Raw genomic sequence first — 22,997 nt, 5'->3', positions numbered from 1 at the left:
GTCCCCTCAGCGTCCCACCGCGTAACCCTGCATTCCCCTCGGGTTCGCCCCGGCGGAGAACACCCCGGTGCGCGGGTCGCGGGCGACCGCGCACAGCCGGCCTTCGGACCACGCGTCACCCACCGTGACGTCATGGCCGCGCCGCCGCAGCTCCGCGATCACGTCGGGCCCGACGCGGGACTCGACCGTGACGCTGCCGGGCGACATGCCGCGCGGGTAGAAGGAGCCGGGGAAGCTGTCGTTGTGCCAGTTGGGGGCGTCGATCGCGCCCTGGAGGTCGAGCCCGCCGCGTACGGCGGAGCCCAGCGCCACCGCCAGGAAGAAGTGCAGCTGCCACTGGTCCTGCTGGTCCCCGCCGGGGGTGCCGAAGGCCATCACCGGCTCGCCGTCACGCAGGGCGATCGAGGGCGTCAGGGTGGTGCGCGGCCGCCGGCCGGGGGTCAGGGAGTTGGGCAGCCCGGGATCGAGCCAGGCCATCTGGAGGCGGGTGCCGAGGGGAAAGCCCAGTTCGGGTACGACCGGGTTCGACTGGAGCCAGCCGCCGCTCGGCGTGGCGGCGACCATGTTGCCCCAGCGGTCGACGACGTCGATGTGGCAGGTGTCGCCGCTGCTCCTGCCGTCCTCGGCGACGGTGGGCTCGCCGACGCCCATGGCGTCGTCACCGGCGTCCCCGGCCACATCCGTGGCGTGCGGACTGAGCCGGGGCGTCCGGCCGCCGGGGCTGCCGGGCCGCAGTTCACGGGAGGCGCGCTCGCCGATCAGGGCGCGTCGTGCGGTGTTGTACGGCTGCGAGAGCAGCTCCTCCAGGGGCACGTCGTCGGCGTCTCCGTACCAGGCCTCACGGTCGGCCATGGCGAGCTTGCAGCCCTCCACGAGCAGGTGGATGTAGGCGGCGGAGCCGTACGGCGGCAGGTCGTCGGGAAGCAGCGCGAGCTGTTGCAGGAGCGCGGGGCCCTGGCTCCAGGGGCCCGCCTTGCACAGGGTCCAGCCGTTCCAGTCGTAGGTGGCCGGTGCTTCGTGGGCGGCGGACCAGCCGGCGAGGTCGGCGGCGGTCAGCGTGCCGGTGTGCCGTCGGCCGCTGGTGTCCATGGTGGGGCGGCCGGACTGCTTCAGCAGTGCCTCGGCGACGAAGCCTTCGCGCCACACCCTCCGCGCCGTCTCGATCTCGGCCACCCGTCCGCCGCCCGCGCTCTCGCTCTCGGTGACGAGCCGTCGCCAGGTCGCCGCAAGGGCGGGGTTGCGGAACAACTCGCCGGGCTCGGGGGCGCGGCCGCCCGGCAGATAGACGTCGGCGGACGAGGTCCACTCCGTCTCGAAGAGCTCGCGGACCGCCTCCACGATCGCCCCGACGAGCTCCACCGGCGGATGCCCGTCCTCGGCGTACCCGATCGCGTACCGCAGCACCTCGGCGAGGGACTTGGTCCCGTGGTCGCGCAACAGCACCATCCAGGCGTCGAACGCGCCGGGCACCGCGGCGGCCAGCGGCCCGGTGCCGGGCACCAGGTCGAGTCCGAGGGACCGGTAGTGGCCGATGGTGGCCCCGCCGGGTGCGGGACCCTGTCCGCAGAGCACGCGTACGTCGCCGCCGGCCGGGGCGAGGAGGATCGGCACCTCGCCCGCGGGCCCGCACAGATGCGGCTCGACGACGTGCAGCACGAAACCGGCTGCCACGGCCGCGTCATAGGCGTTGCCACCGTCCTCGAGGACCGCCATCGCGGACTGCGAGGCGAGCCAGTGCGTGGACGAGACCATGCCGAACGTGCCCTGGAGGGTGGGCCGGGTGGTGAACATGGTGCCCCTTTCGCAGCAGTGGGCCGTACGCGGACCCTTCTCGCCGCCCGCCGCCCGTCGAGCCGTACGACCGGTCACCGAACCTGTGCGGCATCCCGAATTCACCGGGCCCGAGACGGGAGTTCGGCATTCGTGCAGGCTAGTCGCCTATGCTGCGGCGCCATGAGCCACTCCCCGCCCCGCCCGCATCCGTCCTCACCGCGTTCGGAACGGCCGGGAGGCCGGCTCCCCTGCCCGGCGGCCAGGGTTCGGCCTGGCGGTCCGACGCGGTGGTGCTGAAGCCCGCCGCGATGGGACCCTAGAAGACCTCGTGGCGCGCCGGAGTGCTGTGCCACCTCCCGGAGACCGCCGGCTTCCGGGTCGCACGGCCGGTCGCGGCGGCCGACGGCTCCTGGTGCGCCGGCGGCTGGGAGGCGTGGCGCATGGTCGGCGGTACGGCCGATCCGCGCCGGCCCGACGAGGTGATCCGTGCGCAGCTCGCGCTCGATCTCAGCCAGGATCACCCGCTCGGGCTCCGAAAGTCCGGCTCCATCCATGACTGACGCCTCCCTACGCTCGCAGAAGACATCTCAGGGTCCAGTCGTCTCCCCGGACGATGTTCCCCAGCGTCGGGTGCCGGCCCGGACCACGGTCATGGCGGACACCTTCCCCTCAAGTGTGCGCGACAACCGGCGGATACGCTGGCCCACTGCCGGATTGTGTCTCGCTGCGCATACCCGGTGGAGGCAGCTTCACTCGGGCGCGGGGCGGCGAGGTCGTACAGAAGCAGCTGCAAGTCGGCCACGAGCCCGCCGATCACCGTCGCAGTCTCGGTGTCGTGGTCGCGCGGGCGAGGCGTTCCACGCGGCGGTGGCGCACCTGCCCCGGCCGCGCTTCCTCGGCGTCCGGGACAACGCCTGGTCGCGGGCGGACCGGCTGGCGTGGGGCGAGAGCGACGAGGGCCCCGACTTCCCGCTGCTGCGGCCCCTGCTGGCGGCACGCCGCCCCGTCGCGGCCCCCGCGCAGATCGTGCACGGCGACCTGCTGGGCAATGTGCTCTTCGAGCCGGACGCTGCGCCCGCGATCATCGACTGGCCACCGTACTGGCGGCCGGCGTCCTGGGCCTCGGCGGTCGTCGCCGTCGACGCACTGTGCTGGTGGGGCGCCGATCCGGCGCTGCTGGACCGCTGGTCGCACCTGCCCGACTGGACCCAACTCCTCGTGCGCGCGCTGGTGTTCCGCATCGCCACGCATGCGACGCTCGACGCGACGCAGGAGAGCGAGTACCGCAAGGTCGTGGACCTGGTCCTCGGCTGAGCCGACCGACGGTCTCTACCGGCTCGGGTCCGGAACAGCCGCCCCCCGCGCGAGCAGCAGCAGCGCGTCCACCAGGTCGTCGGCCGAGCTGCCCGTCGCGAGGCGGCGCAGTTGGAGGCCCATCACCAGGGCGACGGTCGTCGCGGCGAGCCGTTCGGCGTCGGGGACGCCCAGGCCCGTGAGGATCTGCGCCGCGAGCCGGTCGTAGGCGGTGAACGCCTCGGCCGCCGCCTCCCGCAGCCGCTCGTCGCGTCCCGCCTCGACGTACAGCTCGAAGGGCGCGATGTGCGCGCTGTCGAAAGAGGTGCCGTCCGCGACCTGGCCCGCCAGGGACGCGGCGCCGCCGATGTCGATGCCCTCGCTCTGGCACTGGTCGGCGAGTTCGGTGAAACGGCGGGTCTCCTCGCGCACGAAGTGCAGCAGGCTCTCCCGCAGCAGGTCGTGCTGGGTCTCGAAGTGGTAGGTGACCGAGCCGAGCGAGACCCCGGCCTCCTTGGCTATGCGCCGGTTGGTGACCGCCGCGACACCGCCCTCGCCGATGATGTGCAGGACGGCGGCGATGATGCGCTGCCGGGTCGGCGCGGAGCGGGCGGCGTGGGACATGCCTCTCATTGTTCCACCGGGGTGCTCCTGGAGATCCCGGGGGCATGGGGACGCTTCTCGTACCAGCGCTGGTCGGCCTCCAGTTGCGCGGCGAGCGAGATGAGCGTCTCCTCGCTGCCGGCCGGGCCGAGGAACTGGGCGCCGACGGGCAGGCCGTCGGCGGTGAGGCCGGCGGGCACGTTGACGCCGGGCCAGCCGAGGACGTTCCACGGCCAGGCGTAGGGGCACGCGGCCGCCATGGCGGCGTTCGTCCGCCAGGCGCCCAGGGGGTCGAAGGTGCCGATGCGCGGGGGCGGGGTCGCGGTGGTCGGGGCGAGCACGACGTCGAATCCGCGGCCGTCGAAGATCTCGCCGATCCGTGCGTGCTGGCGGGTCTCGCGGGCACGGGCCGCGCGCACGACCCGACCGCCGAGCCGCTTGCCGGAGCGCATCGCGCTGCGGGTGCGCGGGTCGAGCAGCGCCGGGTCGGGATGCAGTGCGGCGGCTTCCGCGACACCGGCGGTGGCGCGTGGCACGAAGGAGAGGCCGATCAGGCCGTAGCGAGGCCGGGCCTCCTCGACGTGGTGGCCGAGCCGGGCGAGCGCCTCGGCGATGCCGGTGACCGCGCGCCGTACCTCGGGGTGGGGGCCGGTGCGGGTGAGGGTCAGCGGGGGCCGCCAGGCGAGCGCGATCCGCAGCCTGCCCGGTTCACGGCGCGCCGCGGCGGAGGCGTCGATCGCCCCCGGGCGGTGCAGATCCGCGGGATGCGGGCCCTGCACCACGTCGAGCAGCAGGGCGGCGTCGGCGACGGTGCGGGCGAGCGGGCCGTTGACGGCGAGGCCCTGGAAGGCGTCGGAGTACGGATGCAGGGAGACGCGGCCGCGCTGGGGCTTGATGCCCACCAGATGCGTCCAGGCGGACGGGATGCGGATGGACCCGGCACCGTCCGAGCCGAGGGCCGCGGGCACGAGCCCGGCGGCCACGGCGGCTGCCGAGCCGCCGGACGAGCCGCCCGGGGTGTGGTCGGTGGACCAGGGGTTGCGGGTGGCGCCGAAGGCGGGTCCCTCGGTGAACGGCCACTGGCCGAGCTCGCAGGAGTTGGTCTTGCCGACGACGACCGCTCCGGCCGCGCGCAGCCGGCGGGTCGCCTCACCGTCGGAGCCCGCGGCGACGATGTCGCCCTGACAGCCGAAGAGGGTGGGCAGTCCGGCCACGTCGGTGTCGTCCTTGACGGCGACCGGTACGCCGAGCAGCGGCAGCCTCTCCCCCGCGGCGAGCCGCCGGTCGGCTTCCCGGGCCTCGGCGAGTGCTTCCTCGGAGCGCACCCAGCGGAAGGCGTTGATGGTGCCCTGACTTGCTTCGATGCGCTCGACGGCACGCGCCACCAGGGCCTCGGACGTGGTGTGGCCGTCCGCCAACTCGCTTACGTGTTCCGCCAGTCCGCCGAATTCGTCTGTGGACACGACCGCCCCGCCTCCCTATTGTTCGTTCGAACGAACAGAACTGGAGGGTAACCAGATGCGCATCACCGGAGCAACCGTTCTGCTCACCGGCGTGACCGGGGGCATCGGCGGGGCGCTCGCCGCCGAACTGGCGGCGCGCGGGGCGTCCTTGGTGGTCTCGGGCCGGCGCGCCGAGGCACTGGCACCGCTCGCCGACGCCTACGGCGCCCGCACGGTTCTCGCGGACCTCGGTGACCCGGACGACGTACGGCGGCTCGCCGAGGAGGCCGCCGGGACGGACATCCTGATAGCCAATGCCGCCCTGCCCTCCAGCGGCGACGTCCTCGACTACTCGCCGGAGGAGATCGACCGCGCTCTCGCGGTGAATCTGCGGGCGCCCACGATGCTGGCCCGCCTGCTCGCCCCCGCGATGATCGACGCGGGCCGGGGTCACATCGTCTTCGTCGGTTCACTGTCGGGGAAGGCGGCGACCAAGTCCTCCTCCCTCTACAACGCGACCAAGTTCGGGCTGCGCGGCTTCTCCCTCGGCTTCCGCCAGGATCTGCACGGCACGGGCGTCGGCGTCTCCGTCGTGCAGCCCGGATTCGTCCGCGACCTCGGGATGTTCGCCGCCACCGGTTCGGGCACGCCCGGTGGGGTCCGTACCGTCTCGCCGCGCGCGGTCGTGAACGCCGTGGTGCGGGCGGTCGAGCGCGATGTCGCCGAGATCAACGTCGCTCCCCTGGAGCTGAAGATCCTGAGCGCGGTCGCCGGCCAGTTCCCCGGCTTCGCCGAGCGGGTGCAGCGGCGGGCCGGCGCGGAGCCGACGGTCGAGAAGATCGTGGAGGCGCAGCGTTGCCGTCGCTGAACGCCGCGCCTCCGTGGGGTCTCACGCCTTCCGGCGCTCCGGGAGCCGCATGAGCGCGACGTAGAGCACCAGCGAGGTCGCGAGCCCGACCGCCCAGCCGTAGTCGGCGAGCGGCTCGAGGAACGGGATGAGACCGTCCTCGGGGAAGGGCCCCTTGCCGGGCGCCGAGTGCGAGCCCCCGATCGCCAGCACACCGCCGACGACGAAGGCGGCCACGGCCCGCAGGTTCCAGCCGGAGGTGTACCAGTAGCGGCCGTCCTCCGTGTAGAGGCCGGGCAGATCGAGGACCGTGCGCCGGATCAGCCAGTAGTCGGCGATGAGGATGCCCGCGACCGTGCCGAGCAGGCCTCCGACCAGGCCGAGCCACGTGAAGATGTACAGCTCGGGTGTCTCGGTCAGCTTCCACGGCATGATCAGGACGCCCACCACGCCCGTGATCAGCGCTCCGGTGCGGAAGTTGATGAGCTTCGGCGCCAGGTTCGCCAGGTCGTACGCGGGTGAGACGACGTTGGCCGCGATGTTCACCGAGATCGTCGCGATCAGCACCGTCACCAGTGCGAAGAGCAGCCCGAAGACGTTGTCGGTCTTGGCGGCGAGCTGGACCGGGTCCCAGACCGCCTCCCCGTACACCGCCTGCGAGCCGGAGGTGACGAAGACCGACAGCAGAGCGAAGAGCGTCATCGTCGTCGGCAGACCGAGTGTCTGGCCCCAGATCTGGGCCCGCTGACCGGCACCGAAGCGCGTGAAGTCCGGGATGTTGAGGCTCAGGGTCGACCAGAAGGCGATCATGCCCATCAGGGAGGGGAAGAAGACGGGCCAGAAGTCGGCGCCCCAGCCGAGTTCGGAGGGCTGGTCGAGCAGCGGGCCGAAGCCGCCGGCCTTGACGGCGATCCACACGAGCAGCACCACGGCGCCGACGATGACGAACGGCGCGGCCCAGTTCTCGAATCGCCGCAGCGCCTCCATCCCCCGGTAGATGATGGCGAGTTCGAGGACCCAGAAGAGCAGGAAGCAGACCCACAGCGTCCAGGGCCGGCCGCCGATCTCCGCGGCCGAGGTCCAGCCGCCGAAGATCTTGCCCAGCAGGATGAAGATGCCCTGCCCGCCGATCCAGGTCTGGATGCCGAACCAGGCGCAGGCCACCGCGGCCCGGATCAGTGCGGGCAGATTCGCGCCGCGCAGTCCGAACGACGCACGCGCCAGGACCGGGAAGGGGATGCCGTACTTCGGTCCGGCGTGACCGGTGAGCAGCATCGGCGCAAGGACGATCACGTTGGCCAGTGCGATGGTGAAGACCGCCTGCTTCCAGTCCATGCCGAGAGCGACGAGTCCGGAGGCGAGCAGCCAGGATGGGATGTTGTGGGCCATGCCGACCCAGAGTGCGGCGAAGTTGTAGGTGGTCCAGCGTCGTTGGGCGACGGGGACGGGCAGCAGGTCATCGTTGACGAAGCGGCCGTCGGTCGGGGCGGCGCCGGGCGCGAGTTCGACGCGGCCGGACGAGTCGGGTATCGGCTGGCCGGAGGGGGCCGGGGGGACGGTCGCGGTCATGGCGCTGGCCCTTCGGAGGTCTTCAGCGGTGGTGAGCGGTCATGCACGGCGGGCGGGAGCGGGCTGCGGCGCGACGGTGATCTCAGCCGCCCAGCGCGGGGATGATCTCGGCGCCGTACGCGTCGATGGTCACTTCCTTGGCGTCGTGCATGTTGTAGACGGCGAACTGGTCCACGCCCAGGTCGCGCAGCGTCCTCAGCTTCTCGATGTGCGCCTCGGCCGGCCCCAGCAGACAGAACCGGTCGACGATCTCGTCCGGGACGAAGTCCGTGGAGGGATTGCCGGCGCGGCCATGGTGGCTGTAGTCGTACCCCTCCCTCGACTTGATGTACGAGGTGAGGGCCTCGGGCACCAGGTCGGAGTGCTCGCCGTAGCGGGAGACCAGGTCGGCGACGTGGTTGCCGACCATTCCGCCGAACCACCGGCACTGGTCACGCGCGTGGGCCAGGTCGTCGCCGACATAGGCCGGCGCCGCGACGCACATGGTGATCGAGTCCGGGTCCCGTCCGGCGTCGGACGCGGCGGTCCGCACGGCGTTGATCATCGACTCGGTGAGATACGGGTCGGCGAGCTGGAGGATGAAACCGTCGGCCTTTTGGCCCGCGAGAGCGAGCGCCTTGGGGCCGTAGGCGGCCATCCACACCGGCAGCTTGCCGCCCTGCACCCACGGAAGGCGCAGCGGCTGACCGTCGACCACGGCCTCGCGGCCCTCGGCGAGGTCGCGGATCACGCCCATCGCCTCGTCCAGCCGGGCGAGGGTGTTGGGCTTGCGGCCCGCGACCCGCATCGCCGAGTCGCCCCGGCCGATGCCGCAGACCGTGCGGTTGCCGTACATGTCGTTGAGGGTGGCGAAGGTGGAGGCGGTGACCTCCCAGGTCCGGGTGCCCGGGTTGGTCACCATCGGCCCGACGATCATCGTCTCGGTGTGTTCGAGGATGCGGCTGTAGATGACGAACGGCTCCTGCCAGAGCACCGCCGAGTCGAAGGTCCAGCCGTACCGGAAGCCGTTGCGCTCCGCGCGCCGCATCAGTCCGACGACGCCGGATGCCGGCGGATCCGTCTGCAGGACGAGTCCGAAGTCCATGGTCTGACCCCTTCTAGCCGAGGTACTGGCAGGTTCCGCGCGGGGTGTACTGGCCGTGACCCGCCCGGCCGGTGAACTTCCGCTGGTCGATGACGACTTCACCGCGCGAGAGCACGGTCTCCACCTGGCCGGTGACCCGCTTGCCCTCGTAGGCGGAGTAGTCGACGTTCATGTGGTGGGTCTCCACCGACAGGGTCTGCTCGGTGTGCGGGTCGTAGACGACGACGTCGGCGTCCGCGCCCGGCGCGATGGTCCCCTTCTTCGGGTACATGCCGAACATGCGGGCCGGGGTGGCGCACGCGATCTCGATCCACCGGCGGCGGGTGATGTGCCCGTCCACCACGGCCTGGTGCAGCAGGTCCATCCGGTTCTCGACACCCGGCAGACCGTTGGGAATCCTGGAGAAGTCGCCGCGGCCCAGTTCCTTCTGCCCGACGAAGCAGAACGGGCAGTGGTCGGTGGAGACCACCTGGAGATCGTTGGTCCGCAGTCCGCGCCAGAGCGCCGCCTGATGCTCCTTCGGCCGCAGCGGTGTGCTGCAGACGTATTTCGCGCCCCCGAAGTCGGGCTCGGCGAGGTTGTCCGTGGACAGGAAGAGGTATTGCGGACAGGTCTCGCCGAAGACGTTGAGCCCCATGTCGCGGGCGGCGGCGAGTTCGGCGAGTGCCTCTTCGGCCGAGACGTGCACGACGTACAGCGGGGCGCCCGCGACCCGGGCCAGTTGGATGGCGCGGTGGGTGGCCTCGGCCTCCAGCAGCACCCGGCGCACCTCGCCGTGGTAACGCGGGTCGGTGCGGCCCTCGGCGAGTGCCTGTTCGACGAGGACGTCGATGGCGATGCCGTTCTCGGCGTGCATCATGATCAGCCCGCCGTTGGTGGCGGAGCGCTGCATGGCGCGCAGGATCTGGCCGTCGTCGCTGTAGAAGACGCCCGGATAGGCCATGAAGAGCTTGAAGGAGGTGACGCCCTCCTCCACCAGACGGTCCATCTCCTTCAGCGACGACTCGTTGACGTCCGAGAGGATCATGTGGAAGCCGTAGTCGACGGCGCAGTTGCCGTCGGCCTTGGCGTACCAGGCGTCTAGCCCTTCGCGCAGCGGGCGGCCCACCGACTGGACGGCGAAGTCGACGATGGTGGTGGTGCCGCCCCAGGCGGCGGCGCGGGTGCCCGTCTCGAAGGTGTCGGAGGCGAAGGTCCCGCCGAACGGGAGCTCCATGTGCGTGTGGGCGTCGACGCCGCCCGGGATGACGTACCTGTTCGTCGCGTCGATGATGCGGTCGGCGGTCCAGGGCTCGGAGACGGCGGACCCGTGGGCGGCGAGCGCGGCGATGCGGCCGTCCTCGATCAGTACGTCTGCGTGGATCTCGTCCGATGCGGTGATGACCAGTCCGCCGCGGATGAGGGTGCGGGTGCTGCTCATGGCTGGTGCGCTCCCTTGGGATACGTACGGTCGGCTGGGGCCCGGTCCCGGCGACAGGCCCCCTGCGCGGGGCCGGTCGGGCGTCAGGCGCCGGGGCCTGTCGTGGGGATCAGGCCCTACACGCTGCGCAGGGCACGTTCGAGGATGGACGCACCCTCTTCCGCCTCGGCCACGGTCAGGGAGAGCGGAGGCGCGACGCGCAGCGCGCTGGTGTTGTGGCCGCCGCCCTTGCCGATCAGCAGACCGCCCTCGCGCGCGGCCTCCAGGACGGCCGCCGCCGCCTGCGGGTCGGCTTCGTCGGTGCCGGGCCGGACCAGTTCGATCCCGAGCATCAGCCCCCGGCCGCGCACTTCGCGGACGGCGGGCACGCCCGCCCCGATCCCGCGCAGCCGCTCCAGCAGCAGTCCGCCGACGCGGCGGGCGTTGCCCTGGAGATCGTGCTCCAGCAGATACGCGAGATTGGCGCTGCCCGCGGCCATGGTGACCGGTGAGCCGCCGAACGTCGAAATGGAGTTGGCGTCCAGCGAGTTCATGATCTCGGCACGCGCGACGACGCCGCCGACGGACATGCCGTTGCCGATGCCCTTGGCGAAGGTGAGGATGTCCGGCGGCCCGTTGCCGGCGTGCGCCTGCCATCCCCAGAAGTGGTCGCCGGTACGGCCCCAGCCGGTCTGCACCTCGTCGGCGATCCACAGGATGCCGTGCCGGTCGAGGACTTCGCGGAACGCGGCGTACAGACCGTCGGGCGGGGAGGTGAACCCGCCGACGCCCTGGATGGGTTCGGCGATCAGCGCTGCGACGTCGCGGGTGTGGCCGAGCAGGTCCTCCAGGTCCGCCACGCACGCCTCGATGAACTGCGCGTCGGACAGGTGGGCGTACGGCCCCCGGGTGCGGACGCCGCCGTGCACGTACAGCGTCTGCAGCGGGGAGAGCGAGGTCGGGGACCAGCTGCGGTTGCCCGTGATGGACACGGTCGAGAACGAACGGCCGTGGTAGCTGTTGCGCATCGCCAGGATCTGGTTGGACCGGCGGTGTCCGGTGGCCAGCAGCAACGCGGTGTCGTTGGCCTCGGTGCCCGAGGTGGTGAAGAAGACCCGTGCGTCGGGGATGCCCGAGAGCGCCGCGATCCGCTCGGCGAGTTCGACCATCGGGCGGTTCAGATAGAGCGTCGAGGAATGGATGATCCGGCCGGCCTGCTCGCTGACCGCCTTGGTGACCTCGGGCAGCGCGTGGGCGGTCATCGTGGTGAGGATGCCGCCGAAGAAGTCGAGGTAGCGGTTGCCGTCCGCGTCCCAGACATGGCGGCCCTCGCCATGGGTGATCTCGATGGGCCGCTGGTAGTAGAGCGCGACCCAGTCGGGGATCACGGCTTTGTGCCGGTCGTACAGATGACTCACGGCTGCACCAGCCCCTCGTACGCGTCGGGGCGCCGGTCTCGGTAGAAGGCCCACTGCTGCCGCACGGTGTCGATCAGGTCGAAGTCCAGGTCGCGTACGACGAGTTCCTCGGCCTTGTCGCTGGCAACCTCGCCCACGAACTGGCCGCGCGGGTCGACGAAGTAGCTCGTGCCGTAGAAGTCGTTGTCGCCGTACTCCTCCTCGCCGACGCGGTTGATCGCGGCGATGAAGTACTCGTTCGCCACGGCCGCGGCCGGCTGTTCCAGCTGCCAGAGGTAGCTGGAGAGGCCGCGCGAGGTCGCCGAGGGGTTGTAGACCAACTGGGCTCCCTGGAGGCCCAGTTGCCGCCAGCCCTCCGGGAAGTGACGGTCGTAGCAGATGTAGACGCCGACCTTGCCGACCGCGGTCTCGAAGACGGGCCAGCCCGCGTTGCCGGGCCTGAAGTAGTACTTCTCCCAGAACCCCTTCACCTGAGGGATGTGGTGCTTACGGTATTTGCCCAGGTAGGAGCCGTCGGCGTCGATCACGGCGGCGGTGTTGTAGTAGAAGCCCGCGCCCTCGATCTCGAAGACCGGGACCACGATGACCATGCCGGTCTCGCGGGCGAGCTCCTGCATCCGGCGGACGGTGGGACCGTCCGGGACGGGCTCGGCCCAGCGGTAGTGCTCCGGGTCCTGGACCTGGCAGAAGTACGGGGCGTTGAAGACCTCTTGGAATCCGATGACCTTGGCGCCCTGACGGGCCGCTTCCCGGGCATGTTCCTCGTGTTTGGCAATCATGGATTCGGTGTCGCCGGTCCAGGTCGCCTGGACGAGTGCGGCGCGTACGACAGTGGCCATGAGCTGCTCCTTCGGCCGAACGGCAGAGGGCCTCTACGCACGTAGACGAATGCGTAGATGGAGAACGTAAGCCCCGTCACACACTGGGGCAAGACCATCGTCGTCAACCCGCAGAGTCGATCGTGTTTCGCACCCGAGCGGTCGACACCGTACGGGTCAGGCGCTGAGGTGGCCCGAGACCCTTAACGCGTGGACAAGATCGCGCTCATGGGCCACTGATCCGGCACGGGCGGCCGCCAGCAGACGGGGGACGAGTCGGGCGGGGTCGCGGTCGGCGATTCTCGCCGTGTCGGCGGGCGTGTGCAGCTGGGCGTAGGCGGTGAGCAGGGCGAGCGCCTCGGGGTCACGGCCGTCCTCGTCGAGCGAGAGCACAGCGGCGGCGATCTCGTCGGCGGGGCGGGTCACGCCCTGGCGCAGGAGCTGCCGGCCGTCCTGGGCGCGGCCAGCACCGGAGAGGGCTCCGGCGATCGCCGCGAGCCGCAGCACGGGCTGCGATGCGGCCTCCCACAGCAGCGTCGCCCAGTCGGCCTCCAGGCCGGCGCGGTGGAGCTCGGCGGCGAGCACGGGCAGCCGCTCTGCGGGCAGGGTGGCGGCCTCGCAGAGCAGAACATGGGCCTCTCCGCTGCGGCCCTCCGCCCGCAGCCGCCCGAGGGTGCGTACGGTCTCGTGCGCGGCGCGCAGGGCCTCGCCGGTGTCGGCGGGGACGGGCTGCTCCTGTTCGGGGGCCGTGCTCGCGCCGCCGTACCGCGCCCCGCGGGGCAGCTCGCCGCCGACGGGGAGCTCGGGCACGGCTACGGCCTCCACGTCCTCCTCCATCCCGGCGAACCGGGCGCCGCGCGGGCGGCGGCGCTTGTCCTTGGCCTTGCCGCCGTCCTTGCTCCCGCCCTTGCCCTGGCCGGGCCCTGCGGGAGCGCCGGGCCGGGGGTTCTCCGCGTGCGGGGCGGGACGAGGTCCTTCCTGTGCCGGAGCGGGCCACGGCGCCGGGTCCGGCCGGGACGCCTGGCGCGGCACGCGCTCCCCCGGTCCCGGGGCGCCCGCCCGGCCGTGTTCCGGCGGGGGCAGGGCGGCCAGACGCCGCCGCAGCTCCGCGCTCCTCGCGGTGGCCCGCGCGTGGTCGTCCCGGACCCACTCCAGCTCGTACGACAGCGCTTCCGCCGACTCCGTGCCCACGGGCTCGGCGGCGATCAGACGGATGAGCTCCTCGTGACGGCCGGCGGCGTGGATCAGTTCGCGACGCATCAGCTCCAGGCGCTCCACCAGCGCCTCGCGACCGCCCGGCCGGAGGTCGTGGGCCGCGGCCGAGGCCGTGTGCAGCTGCTTGGCACGGAGCTGTTCCTGCTCCACGAACTCCCGTCCGCGCACCACCGCGAGATCCTGGAGCAGCGATCCGACGACGTCCCACGGCGGGACCTCGAAGCCGTCCAGGCACGCCTGCATGCCCTGCGGGTCGCGACGCAGGAAGACCGCGTACCAGCCGCCGTCACGGTCGAGCAGCGCGGCCAGCCCCTGGAGGTACCGCGCGAACACTCCGGTCTGTGCCGGTACTTGATGCACCGCCATCACTGCCCCGCCCCACCCTCGACTGGGTGGCATTGGACATCAGACGTGTTACGGCACTGCTACGCGCTGTTTTCAGATGGTTACCGCAATGCCGGTGTGCGGGCGCTTCCCGAGCCGCACCAGCGTGGCCGGCCAGTCGACCAGCCAGAACTGCCAGGTGTACTTGCGCGCCAGGAGTTTGCGGATCCGTGCGGTCGCCGCCGCGTCGAGGAGTTCGGCCGTCCCCTCGGCGGTGGGAGCACCCTCGGTGATCCGGCCGCGCACGTCGCACACGGTCACCACGACGCGCGGGTCGTTGCGCAGCCGCTTGACCTTCCAGGAGTCGGTCCGTGTCCAGGCGTACAGTTTTCCGCCGTCCTCGGCGAACCAAACGGGGGTGGCGACACCCGTTCCGTTCTTACGGAACGTGGTCACGCTGATGTACTTGGCGGCGGCGAAGTCCTCGGCAGTCACGTTCGCGAGACTACGCCGTGTCCGGGGGCCCCGGCGCGGCCGGTCCGGCTGTCCGCGCGCGTACTCCGCTTCCGCCTCTGCGCGTGGTCACTCGGGTCCGTATCGTGGGCCGTTACGAACTCGGCCGGTGCGTACGCGCCCCGTCGCACGCCGCGTTCACCGGCTGGAGGGCGGACCGGCCGAGCGCGTGCGTTCGTACTCGACCGAGGCGGATTCTCGCCGTACGACGTCCGTTTCACGAAGCCGTTGCGCTCGGTCGCACGCAGCGCCCCGGTGAGCACCGTGGGGCCACCCGGTGCAGTGCGACGCCCGGTTCGGAGAAACGGTGGCGGGCCGGTTCGTACCCGACGGGCCCTGGAGCCCGTCAGGCCGCCGGCACCAGCGCGCAGCGCACCACCAGTTCGTCCATCGACAGACCGAGCACCCGCGCGAGTGCGGCGACCGTGAAGAACGCGGGCGTCGGGGCCCGGCCCGTCTCGATCTTGCGGAGGGTCTCGGCCGAAAGGCCGGCGGCGGCGGCGATCTCCACCATGCTGCGGTCGCCGCGCGCGACGCGCAGGATCCGGCCGAGCCGCTCGCCGCGTTCGCGCTCTTCGGGGGTGAGAGGGGTGCGCACCATGGCGGTATTCTAATGCTGGTATTCCTATACCGGTAGCACCGGTATAGTAATTGGCATGGTAGAGATCAAGAGCGATGCCTCGATCGAGGCGATGCGCGAGGCCGGCCGCCTCGTGGCACAGGCACTCACGGCGGCCCGCGAGACCGCGGCCGTGGGCGTCAGCCTGCTGGAACTGGACCGTGCCGCCAGGTCGGTGCTGGACGAGGCCGGAGCGGGCTCACCGTTCCTGGACTATCACCCCTCCTGGGCCCCCATCCCGTTCCCCGCCGTCATCTGCGCCTCCGTCAACGACGCGATCGTGCACGGCATCCCGGACGGATACCGCCTGCGGGACGGCGATCTGGTGAGCCTGGACTGCGGGGCGATCCGGGACGGCTGGGTGGGCGACTCGGCCGTCAGCTTCACGGTCGGGCGCGCCCGGCCCGAGGACGTTCGGCTGATCGCCACCGCCGAGGAGGCCCTGGAGGCCGGTATCGCGGCCGCCGTCGTCGGCAACCGCATCGGCGACATCGCCCATGCCGTCGGCCGCGTGTGCCGGACGGCCGGGTACGGCATCCCGGACGGCTTCGGCGGTCATGGCGTGGGGCGCAGCATGCACGAGGACCCGGGCGTCCCGAACGAGGGACGCCCGGGACGGGGCATGCCGTTGCGCCACGGGATGGTGCTGGCTATCGAGCCCATGGTGATCGGCGGCGGCACCGACGACCACCACACGGCGGGCGACGGCTGGACGATCCGCACGCTGGACGGCAGCCGCGCCTCGCACGCGGAGCACACGGTGGCGATCACGGACGACGGCCCCCGCGTCCTCACCGCACTCTGACGGGCCCGAGGCACCGGGGCCCCCGCCGCCGGATCCCCGGCTGTCAGTCCCTTGCGACGAACTGTTTGGCCAGCGTCTCGCCGAGAGTCACCGCCGCCCCGTGGTTCTCGATCGGCAGCACCGTGGTGTTGGAGAAGAAGATGTACGTGACCCCGCTTGCCGTGCCGCCCGTCGACGGGTCCGGATCGATGCCCAGCGCCCGGGCGGTGGCGTAGGACGCCTCGCCGATGATCTGGCTGGGGCCCGTGTCCCCGACGACCGCGTACTGCACCTGGTTTTTGTGGATGACGGCGACCACACCGCCGCCCTTGATGCCCGCGCTCGCGTAGTTCCAGATGGCGCTGCTGGTCGGTACGACGACGTAGGGCAGCCGCTCGGCGTTCAGGGCCCGGCCGTCGGACTGGTGGAAGGCCGTCGCGGCCTGGAACCAGGGGTCGGTGCCGCTGTTGCACGCGCTCGTGACCTGGCCGTCGCAGTCGATGTCCATGTCGGCCGTCCAGTACACGACGCCCTCCTTGCCGCAGACCGGGATCGTCGCCGGGGTCTCGCTGTCCGTCCGGTACAGGCCGTTCGAGATCTGCGGACAGTCCGTCACCTTGGCGAGCAGGTCGGCCGCGGCGACCGTGCCTTCGCGGAAGGCACCGGCGCCGGTCGCCGCGGAGCTCGCCGTGGCGGGCAGCGCGACCGCCGCGAGGAGGGCGGCGCCGGAGACGGCGAGCGCGAGAGTGCGAGTGCGCATGGGAGGTGTCGCCTTTCTGTCAGGAAAGCGTCCTTACCCGCTCACGCGCACATCCGATCGCCCCCGCCCGGCGCCTGCCGGCCCCGCAACGCCAACGCCCGCCGCCCGTCCGGGGTTTGGGGCCCCGGACGGGTGGCGGACCTTTGCGCCGTTCGGTCAGCGGCCGTACGGATGACCGCTGGGGCTGACGACCATGGCCGAACCGCCGCCCCTGCGGACCTTTTCGGCGGCGGCGAGCCAGCGGCCGTCGGGCAGCCGCTCGATGCCCGTCGCCGCGCCGATCTCCGGGTTCTGCCGGAAGGCGTGACCGATCTTCTCCAGCTGTCCGCGGAGCGGGCTGTTCCACAGCGCGGGCTCGATCTCCGTCGTCGTCTGGTTGCGCTGGCTGGCGCGCGGCGCGGCGATCGCGTCCACCAGGGGCAGATCGCGGTCCAGACGGCCCGTCAGGGACTGGAGGACGGTGGTGATGATGGTCGCGCCGCCCGGGGAGCCGAGCGCGAGGACGGGACGGCCGTCCTCCAGCACGATCGTCGGTGAGATCGACGAGCGCGGTCGCTTGCCCGGACCCGGCAGGTTCGGGTCGTGCACCGCCGGGCTCGCCGGGGCGAAGGAGAAGTCCGTCAGCTCGTTGTTGAGCAGGAAGCCCCGGTCGGGCACGGTGATGCCACTGCCGCCCGTCGACTCGATGGTGAGCGTGTAGGCGACGACGTTGCCCCACTTGTCGGCCGCCGTCAGATGGGTGGTGTTCTCCCCCTCGAACGTGGTCGGGGCCGCCGTACCCGATCCTCCGCACGCCGCCGGCCGGCTCGGATCGCCCGGCGCCAGCGGGCTGGTGAGCACCGCGTCGTCCTTGATCAGGCATCCGCGCGAGTCGGCGAACCGCTGCGACAGGAGCCCCTTCGTCGGCACCTTCTCGAACGCCGGGTCACCCACCCAGCGCCCGCGGTCCGCGAACGCGATCCGGCTCGCTTCGATGAAGCGATGCAGATACTGCGTCTGCGTGGCCTTCGACAGGTTGCTCCGCTCCAGGATGTTGAGCGCCTCGCCGACGCTGGTGCCGCCGGAGGAGACCGGGGCCATGCCGTAGACGTCCAGGCCGCGGTAGGAGACCTTCGTGGGCGCCCGCCGGATCGTCTCGTAGGCGCGCAGGTCGCGCGTGGTCAGGTCGCCGGGCCGTACGACCCGGGTCGCGCCCTTGGCCACCGGAGGCGTGCGGACGGTGCGCACGATGTCCCGGGCGAGGTCGCCGCGGTACAGCGTGCCGACGCCCTTGCGGGCGATCTCCTTGTACGTGCGCGCCAGATCCGGGTTCTTGAAGACCGAGCCCACGACCGGAAGCTGCCCGCCGGGCAGGAAGAGCTCCGCCGAGGCGGGGAAGTCCGCGAAGCGGGCCTGGTTGGACTGGGTCTGCGAGCGGAAGGTGGCGTCGACGGTGAAGCCGTCCTTCGCCAGACGTTCGGCCGGCTGCAACAGCTGCCCGAGCGGCCTGCTCCCCCAGGCGTCCAGCGCCGACTCCCAGGTCGCCGGGGTGCCGGGGGTGCCGACGCCCAGACCGCTCGTCACGCCCTCCTCGAAGGGGATGGGCTTGCCGTTCTCCAGGAAGAGGGAGGCGTCGGCGGAGCGGGGCGCGGTCTCGCGGCCGTCGATGGTGTGGACCGTGCGGGCCTTGGCGTTGTAGTAGACGAAGAAGCCGCCACCGCCGATACCGGCGGAGTAGGGCTCGGTGACGCCGAGCGCGGCGGCCGTCGCGACGGCGGCGTCCACGGCGTTGCCGCCGCGGCGCAGGACCTCGATGCCCGCGGCCGACGCGTCCGCGTCGACACTGGCGACAGCGCCGCCGTAGCCCACGGCGACCGGTTTCTTGACCGGTGCCCCGCCCGGCGGCGAGGAGGTGGGCGGGGCCGCCGCCCCGATCGAGATCACGGCCGCGGTCACGGCCAGAGCCGACACATTCCGTGCGACGGAGCGACGCATCCGTACCTCCAGTCAACGTACGTCCGCGCAGCGTAACTTCACCGCGCGCCTCACGTCAGGACCGTCTCGAACAATGTCGCGACAACCCCGCTACCATGCGCGCCCATGACTGACGACGTACGCAACATCGTGCTCGGCGTGGTGGCCGCCGGCATCAGCGCCACGCTCGGCTGGCTCACGCGCACGTATGTGTGGCGCCGCAAACTCCGTCGCAAGCAGGCATTCTTCGGTCTGCCCACGAATTCCGAGTCGCTGCTCGTGGTCAACCGCGAGGCCGGCCGGGACGGCTCCGTGCACCGTTTCGACGTCTTCGCCCTCCTGGAGCTCTCCGCGCTGATCAAGGGCTGCGGCGCGCACGCCCAGATCATCTGGCACGACACGGCCCAGCAGGGCTTCGGCGAGCGGACCGAGTTCTGCGTGGGCGGGCCGTTCTCCAACCGGCGGATGGCCGCGCATCTGCATTCGCTGCTGCCCGGGGTGCGGATCAACACCGATCCGGAGCCGGGGCCGGACCAGGGAGCGTTCCAGATCGGGTCGGAGCGCTACCGGATGGAGCCCGGCGTCGCCGAGTACGTGTTCCTCGCCCGGCTCACCGCGGGCCAGGACGCCCGGCCGGTGTTCCTCTTCTGCGGACAGCGCGCGATAACCAACCAGGCGGCGACCCGCTATCTCGCCCGCAACCACGAGAAGCTCACCCGCAAGCACGGTGCCTCGTCGTTCTGCCTGCTGCTCAAGGTGGTCAATTCGCAGGCGTACGGGTCGGACGTGGTGGAGGTGGTCGCGGACGTCACCCGTGCGGCACAGGCACCGCTGCCCACCCCGCGGCCCTCGGCCCAGCCGGCGGGCTAGTGCCTCGATCGGCACGGCAGACCACGTCCGCGCCCCGTCAGGGCCGTCCCGCACGCACCGCGGCCCCCTGCGGGGCGTGCCGAGCGATCGCGTCGAGCAGTTCGGTCGCCTCCAGGTCGAAGACGCGGGTCTCGAAGCAGAGCCCCTGACCGCCTGTGGGCCGTCCGCGGTCGGCCGCGAGTCTGCGGTACGCGGCCCGTGGCCGGCAGGTCGGCGGGAGGCCCCCGACGGGCGCGGCGCAGTCGACGACGACATGGTCCGGCGGGGTGCTCACGCCGGTGATCCGTGACCAGGGGACGGTCCTGGCCGGCCAGAGCGGCAGCCGCACCTCCAGCCCGCCGGCGTCGACGGTGAGGCGCATCGGCCGCACCAGGTGGGCCGCGCAGCTGACGGCGAACACGGCCACCGGCACTCCGACGATCGCGAGCGCGATGCCTCCGGAGGTGCCGTTGGGGCCGTCGACGATCGACGCCGCGGCGATGCCCCAGACGACGAGCAGCACGATCGCGGCGAGCGGTACCCACTCGGCGCGCCGCCTCAGCCTCAGTCGCAGGATCGTTCCTGCCGGTGCCGGATCCATCTGGCGAGAGTGCCTGACGACCGGACAGAACACCAGGGGTCACGGCCCGCAGGGGTCGAGGCCGGTAACGGACCCGGCATGTGCCGTGGATCATGCCTTACCCTGCGTTTCTCATCACATCGGAATTAGAGGGAAATCCGGGATATTACGGAACCTGCGACACCGGACCGGACTCTCACTGCGCGACCGAGATCGCAACGGAGGTTTTGCCTTGAGCCGTACACGACCGCGCTTCCCGCTCGGCCGCCGACCCGTCCGCCCCGTCGTGTCCGTCGGCGGCGCGGTGCTTGCCGTACTGCTCACCGGATGTTCCGGCGGCATCGCGGACGCCGATGCCGACGGCAAGGACGGGCCCGCGATCTCGGTGACGCCGATCGGCAAGCAGGTCATCGGCGCGCCCGTGCGGGTGACGCTCGCCGAGGGAAAGCTGAAGGAGGTCACGGTCACCGACGCCAAGGGCGGACGGCTGGACGGGCGGATCGCCGACGACGGCCGGAGCTGGACGTCGGTCCGCCCCGCGGCCCCCGGAGCCCGCTACTCGATCGCGACGAAGGACACCGGCGGAGGTACTGCCACGGCGGCCTTCGCCACCGCCGGGGTCAACAAGCTCGCGATGACCCCGGGCAAGAACGCCACGGTCGGCGTCGCGCACCCCCTGTCGATCGTGTTCGACCACCCGGTGAAGAACCGGGCCGCGGTGGAGAAGCACCTCACGGTCACCACCTCGAACAACACCGAGGGCTCCTGGGGCTGGATGCGGGACTGGTCGGGCAGGGACAGGATCGACTGGCGGCCGAAGGAGTACTGGCGGCCGGGCACGAGGGTCTCGCTCGACGCGAAGCTGAGCGGCATCGACTCCGGCGCGGGCGGCTGGTTCGTCCGTGACTACGCGACGACCTTCACCATCGGCAGGAGCCAGTCGGTCGCGGTGGACCTCGACCGGCACCGCCTGACGCTCGTGCGCGACGGCCGGGCGGTCGGGGAGGTGCCCATGTCCGCGGGCACCCCGGGCGGCGAGAAAGCGTCCTGGCGAGGCAGGACCGTCCTGATGGCGAAGGAGGGCACGATCAACATGCGTTCGGAGACCGTGGGCCTCGGCAATGCCTACAACAAGATGGTCGACTACTCGATGCGGCTGACCTGGTCGGGCATGTACGCGCACGCGGCACCCTGGAACGCCCGCTACTTCGGCAGCGCCAACCGGAGTTCCGGCTGCATCGGCATGAGCGACGCGGACGCCAAGTGGGTCTACGGCCAGGTCCAGGTGGGCGACCCGTTCGAGGTCACGGGCAACGAGGCCAAGGGAACGCAGGCGCTCAACAACGGCTACGGCGAGTGGAATCTGCCGTGGGACGCCTGGCGGACGAAGAGCGCGCTGTACTGACGCGACGTCCAACAATCTTTACTCACACGTAACTTACCGAGGAGTTACCTCGCGTAAGCCGCTGACGTTACCGTCGGGTCACTTTCCCGTGACACGTGTGAGGAGTGACCTGTGGGACAGCCGCGCAAGGTTCTGCGTACCACCGCCATCGGCACCGTCTCCGCCGCGCTCCTCGCCGGGCCGGCGGCGGGTGTCGCGCCCGCCGCACCGGCCCCGGGAGTGACCGCACCCCTCAGCGCCGAACAGCGGGCCGGGGTACCCGGCGTACGTTTCGTCGACATCCACGGCGACGGCGGCACGGTGCTCAAGGGGAACGTGGTCACCCCGGCGGGCGCGGACGGCGGCCGCACCTATCCCGTACTGATCCTGCCGACCAGCTGGGCACTGCCCCAGATCGAATACCTCGCACAGGCCAAGAAGCTCGCCGACGCCGGCTATGTGGTGGTCACCTACAACGCGCGCGGATTCTGGCAGTCGGGCGGCTACATCGAGGTGGCGGGGCCGCCCGACGTCGCCGACGCGTCCAAGGTCATCGACTGGGCCCTCGCCAACACCCCGGCCGACCCCGGCCGGATCGGCATGGCCGGAGTCTCCTACGCGGCCGGGATCAGCCTGCTGGCCGCCGCCCACGACAAGCGGATCAAGGCCGTGGCCGCCCTCAGCGGCTGGGCGGACCTCGTCGATTCCATCTACCGCGGCCGCACCCAGAACCGGCAGGCCGCTCTGCTTCTCAGTGGCGCCGGCCATCTCACCGGCCGGCCCAGCCCCGAATTCCAGCAGTTCACCCATGACTTCCTCGGCTCCCGTCTCGACAAGGAGCAGGAGATGGTGGACTGGGGGAAGAAGCGCTCACCGGCCGCCTTCGTGGACCGGATCAACGCCAACGGCACGGCCGTGATGCTGGGCAACGCCTGGGGCGACACGGTCTTCCCGCCGAACCAGACCGCGGACTTCTACGCGAAGCTGACCGTCCCCAAGCGGCTGGAGTTCCGTCCGGGCGACCATGCCACCCCGGAGATCGGCGGTCTGCTCGGGCTGCCCAACGACACCTGGACCAGCACCCACCGCTGGCTCGACCACTACCTCAAGGGCGACGACAACGGCGTGGACCGCGAGCAGCCGGTCCGTCTCAAGTCCCGTTCCACCGGCGCGTACGAGAGCTACCCCGACTGGAAGTCCGTCGCGGCGGACCGGCGCAAGCTGAACCTGGACAGTACGAAGAAGATCTGGGCCAACGTGGACTCGGGCGCCAACGGCGGGCTCATCCTGCTGTCCAGCATGCTCGACCAGTTCGTGAGACTGCCCCCGATCGCCTCGATCCCGTTGCTGCCGCGGCCGTTCGCCGCGGTGTGGCAGTCGGAGCGGTACGACTCGACACAGCAGATCCGGGGAACCGCGAAGCTGCACACCACGCTCACCGGCACCAAGGAGAGCGGCACCCTCGTCGCGTACCTCTACGACGTGGGCCCGCTCGGCCTCGGCAAGCTGGTCAGCAATGCGCCGTACACCTTCCACGGCAAGACGCCCGGCACGCCGTTCGCCGTCGACCTGGAGCTGTTCTCCACGGCCTACGACGTACCGGCGGGCCACCGTCTCGCCCTGGTCGTCGACACTGTCGACCCGCTCTACATCGAGCACAACCCGTTCGGCGCGCAGCTGACCTTCTCCTCGTCCGCAGCCGACCCGTCGTATCTGTCGGTCCCGCTGCGCCAGAAGTGATCACCGGCTGCTGCCAGGGTTCCCCACCCA

Annotated in this window: 21 protein-coding genes; 7 read left to right on the top strand and 14 right to left on the bottom strand. The window is 71.5% G+C overall.

Annotated features, from left to right (window positions below; all coding sequences use genetic code 11):
- Window positions 1-6: 6 nt before the first annotated feature.
- On the bottom strand, window positions 7-1,791 hold the full coding sequence (locus ABTX78_RS05250) for a gamma-glutamyltransferase family protein (protein WP_352205459.1): 1,785 nt from the start codon (window positions 1,789-1,791) through the stop codon (window positions 7-9).
- Window positions 1,792-2,114: 323 nt separating this feature from the next.
- On the opposite strand from ABTX78_RS05250, the gene ABTX78_RS05245 reads away from it, so the two are divergent.
- Together ABTX78_RS05245 and ABTX78_RS05240 are read left to right on the top strand one after the other, a co-directional pair.
- A complete protein-coding gene (locus ABTX78_RS05245; protein WP_352205458.1) occupies window positions 2,115-2,333 on the top strand; it encodes a hypothetical protein in 219 nt (72 codons plus the stop codon).
- A 307-nt stretch (window positions 2,334-2,640) separates the two neighbouring features.
- On the top strand, window positions 2,641-3,087 hold the full coding sequence (locus tag ABTX78_RS05240) for a hypothetical protein (RefSeq protein WP_352205457.1): 447 nt from the start codon (window positions 2,641-2,643) through the stop codon (window positions 3,085-3,087).
- Between the two features lie 15 nt (window positions 3,088-3,102).
- Here ABTX78_RS05240 and ABTX78_RS05235 read toward each other — a convergent pair whose 3' ends face one another.
- Together ABTX78_RS05235 and ABTX78_RS05230 are read right to left on the bottom strand one after the other, a co-directional pair.
- Complete coding sequence (locus ABTX78_RS05235; protein WP_352205456.1) at window positions 3,103-3,690, bottom strand: TetR/AcrR family transcriptional regulator; 588 nt, start codon at window positions 3,688-3,690, stop codon at window positions 3,103-3,105.
- A gap of 5 nt (window positions 3,691-3,695) precedes the next feature.
- Entirely contained in the window at window positions 3,696-5,132 is a 1,437-nt protein-coding gene (locus ABTX78_RS05230) for an amidase (protein ID WP_352205455.1), read from the bottom strand.
- Window positions 5,133-5,187: 55 nt separating this feature from the next.
- Between ABTX78_RS05230 and ABTX78_RS05225 the strand changes: the two genes are divergently transcribed.
- Window positions 5,188-5,979: an SDR family NAD(P)-dependent oxidoreductase gene (locus ABTX78_RS05225; RefSeq protein WP_352205454.1), complete on the top strand. Its 792-nt coding sequence runs from the start codon at window positions 5,188-5,190 to the stop codon at window positions 5,977-5,979.
- A gap of 21 nt (window positions 5,980-6,000) precedes the next feature.
- On the opposite strand, the gene ABTX78_RS05220 is transcribed toward ABTX78_RS05225, so the two are convergent.
- The 8 genes from ABTX78_RS05220 to ABTX78_RS05185 form a co-directional block, all read right to left on the bottom strand.
- Window positions 6,001-7,527, bottom strand: coding sequence for an NCS1 family nucleobase:cation symporter-1 (locus tag ABTX78_RS05220; protein WP_352205453.1), 1,527 nt, complete (start codon window positions 7,525-7,527; stop codon window positions 6,001-6,003).
- Between the two features lie 82 nt (window positions 7,528-7,609).
- Window positions 7,610-8,611, bottom strand: coding sequence for a TIGR03842 family LLM class F420-dependent oxidoreductase (locus tag ABTX78_RS05215; protein WP_352205452.1), 1,002 nt, complete (start codon window positions 8,609-8,611; stop codon window positions 7,610-7,612).
- Window positions 8,612-8,624: 13 nt separating this feature from the next.
- Window positions 8,625-10,031, bottom strand: coding sequence for a dihydropyrimidinase (gene hydA, locus ABTX78_RS05210; protein ID WP_352205451.1), 1,407 nt, complete (start codon window positions 10,029-10,031; stop codon window positions 8,625-8,627).
- 116 nt (window positions 10,032-10,147) lie between these two features.
- A complete protein-coding gene (locus ABTX78_RS05205) occupies window positions 10,148-11,428 on the bottom strand; it encodes an aspartate aminotransferase family protein (RefSeq protein ID WP_352205450.1) in 1,281 nt (426 codons plus the stop codon).
- Window positions 11,425-12,267 (bottom strand): nitrilase-related carbon-nitrogen hydrolase, encoded by an 843-nt coding sequence (locus ABTX78_RS05200; protein ID WP_340476243.1) that lies wholly within the window; start codon window positions 12,265-12,267, stop codon window positions 11,425-11,427. Before ABTX78_RS05200 ends, ABTX78_RS05205 begins: the two co-directional genes overlap by 4 nt.
- A 156-nt stretch (window positions 12,268-12,423) precedes the next feature.
- On the bottom strand, window positions 12,424-13,827 hold the full coding sequence (locus ABTX78_RS05195) for a hypothetical protein (protein ID WP_352205449.1): 1,404 nt from the start codon (window positions 13,825-13,827) through the stop codon (window positions 12,424-12,426).
- A gap of 72 nt (window positions 13,828-13,899) precedes the next feature.
- The gene (locus ABTX78_RS05190) at window positions 13,900-14,280 is read right to left on the bottom strand and encodes a PPOX class F420-dependent oxidoreductase (RefSeq protein ID WP_352205448.1); all 381 of its coding nucleotides are present in this window, start codon (window positions 14,278-14,280) and stop codon (window positions 13,900-13,902) included.
- A 364-nt stretch (window positions 14,281-14,644) separates the two neighbouring features.
- Window positions 14,645-14,899, bottom strand: a complete 255-nt coding sequence (locus ABTX78_RS05185) for a helix-turn-helix domain-containing protein (RefSeq protein WP_313943265.1) — start codon at window positions 14,897-14,899, stop codon at window positions 14,645-14,647.
- Window positions 14,900-14,954: 55 nt separating this feature from the next.
- Here ABTX78_RS05185 and map point away from each other — a divergent pair, with 55 nt between their 5' ends.
- Window positions 14,955-15,722, top strand: coding sequence for a type I methionyl aminopeptidase (gene map, locus ABTX78_RS05180; RefSeq protein ID WP_352205447.1), 768 nt, complete (start codon window positions 14,955-14,957; stop codon window positions 15,720-15,722).
- A gap of 43 nt (window positions 15,723-15,765) precedes the next feature.
- On the opposite strand, the gene ABTX78_RS05175 is transcribed toward map, so the two are convergent.
- Both ABTX78_RS05175 and ggt read right to left on the bottom strand, forming a co-directional pair.
- Complete coding sequence (locus tag ABTX78_RS05175) at window positions 15,766-16,461, bottom strand: glycoside hydrolase family 75 protein (RefSeq protein ID WP_352205446.1); 696 nt, start codon at window positions 16,459-16,461, stop codon at window positions 15,766-15,768.
- A gap of 156 nt (window positions 16,462-16,617) precedes the next feature.
- On the bottom strand, window positions 16,618-18,435 hold the full coding sequence (gene ggt, locus ABTX78_RS05170) for a gamma-glutamyltransferase (protein WP_352205445.1): 1,818 nt from the start codon (window positions 18,433-18,435) through the stop codon (window positions 16,618-16,620).
- Window positions 18,436-18,540: 105 nt separating this feature from the next.
- On the opposite strand from ggt, the gene ABTX78_RS05165 reads away from it, so the two are divergent.
- On the top strand, window positions 18,541-19,284 hold the full coding sequence (locus ABTX78_RS05165) for a hypothetical protein (RefSeq protein ID WP_352205444.1): 744 nt from the start codon (window positions 18,541-18,543) through the stop codon (window positions 19,282-19,284).
- 37 nt (window positions 19,285-19,321) lie between these two features.
- On the opposite strand, the gene ABTX78_RS05160 is transcribed toward ABTX78_RS05165, so the two are convergent.
- Complete coding sequence (locus tag ABTX78_RS05160) at window positions 19,322-19,864, bottom strand: PH domain-containing protein (RefSeq protein WP_352205443.1); 543 nt, start codon at window positions 19,862-19,864, stop codon at window positions 19,322-19,324.
- A gap of 211 nt (window positions 19,865-20,075) precedes the next feature.
- On the opposite strand from ABTX78_RS05160, the gene ABTX78_RS05155 reads away from it, so the two are divergent.
- Window positions 20,076-21,248: a L,D-transpeptidase gene (locus ABTX78_RS05155; RefSeq protein ID WP_502993770.1), complete on the top strand. Its 1,173-nt coding sequence runs from the start codon at window positions 20,076-20,078 to the stop codon at window positions 21,246-21,248.
- Between the two features lie 111 nt (window positions 21,249-21,359).
- Window positions 21,360-22,967 (top strand): CocE/NonD family hydrolase, encoded by a 1,608-nt coding sequence (locus tag ABTX78_RS05150; RefSeq protein WP_352205442.1) that lies wholly within the window; start codon window positions 21,360-21,362, stop codon window positions 22,965-22,967.
- The last annotated feature ends 30 nt before the right edge of the window (window positions 22,968-22,997 follow it).

The sequence above is a fragment of the Streptomyces sp. NPDC096193 genome (assembly GCF_040302905.1).
Taxonomy (GTDB): Bacteria; Actinomycetota; Actinomycetes; order Streptomycetales; family Streptomycetaceae; genus Streptomyces.
This window is presented reverse-complemented; position numbering and strand designations above follow the sequence as displayed.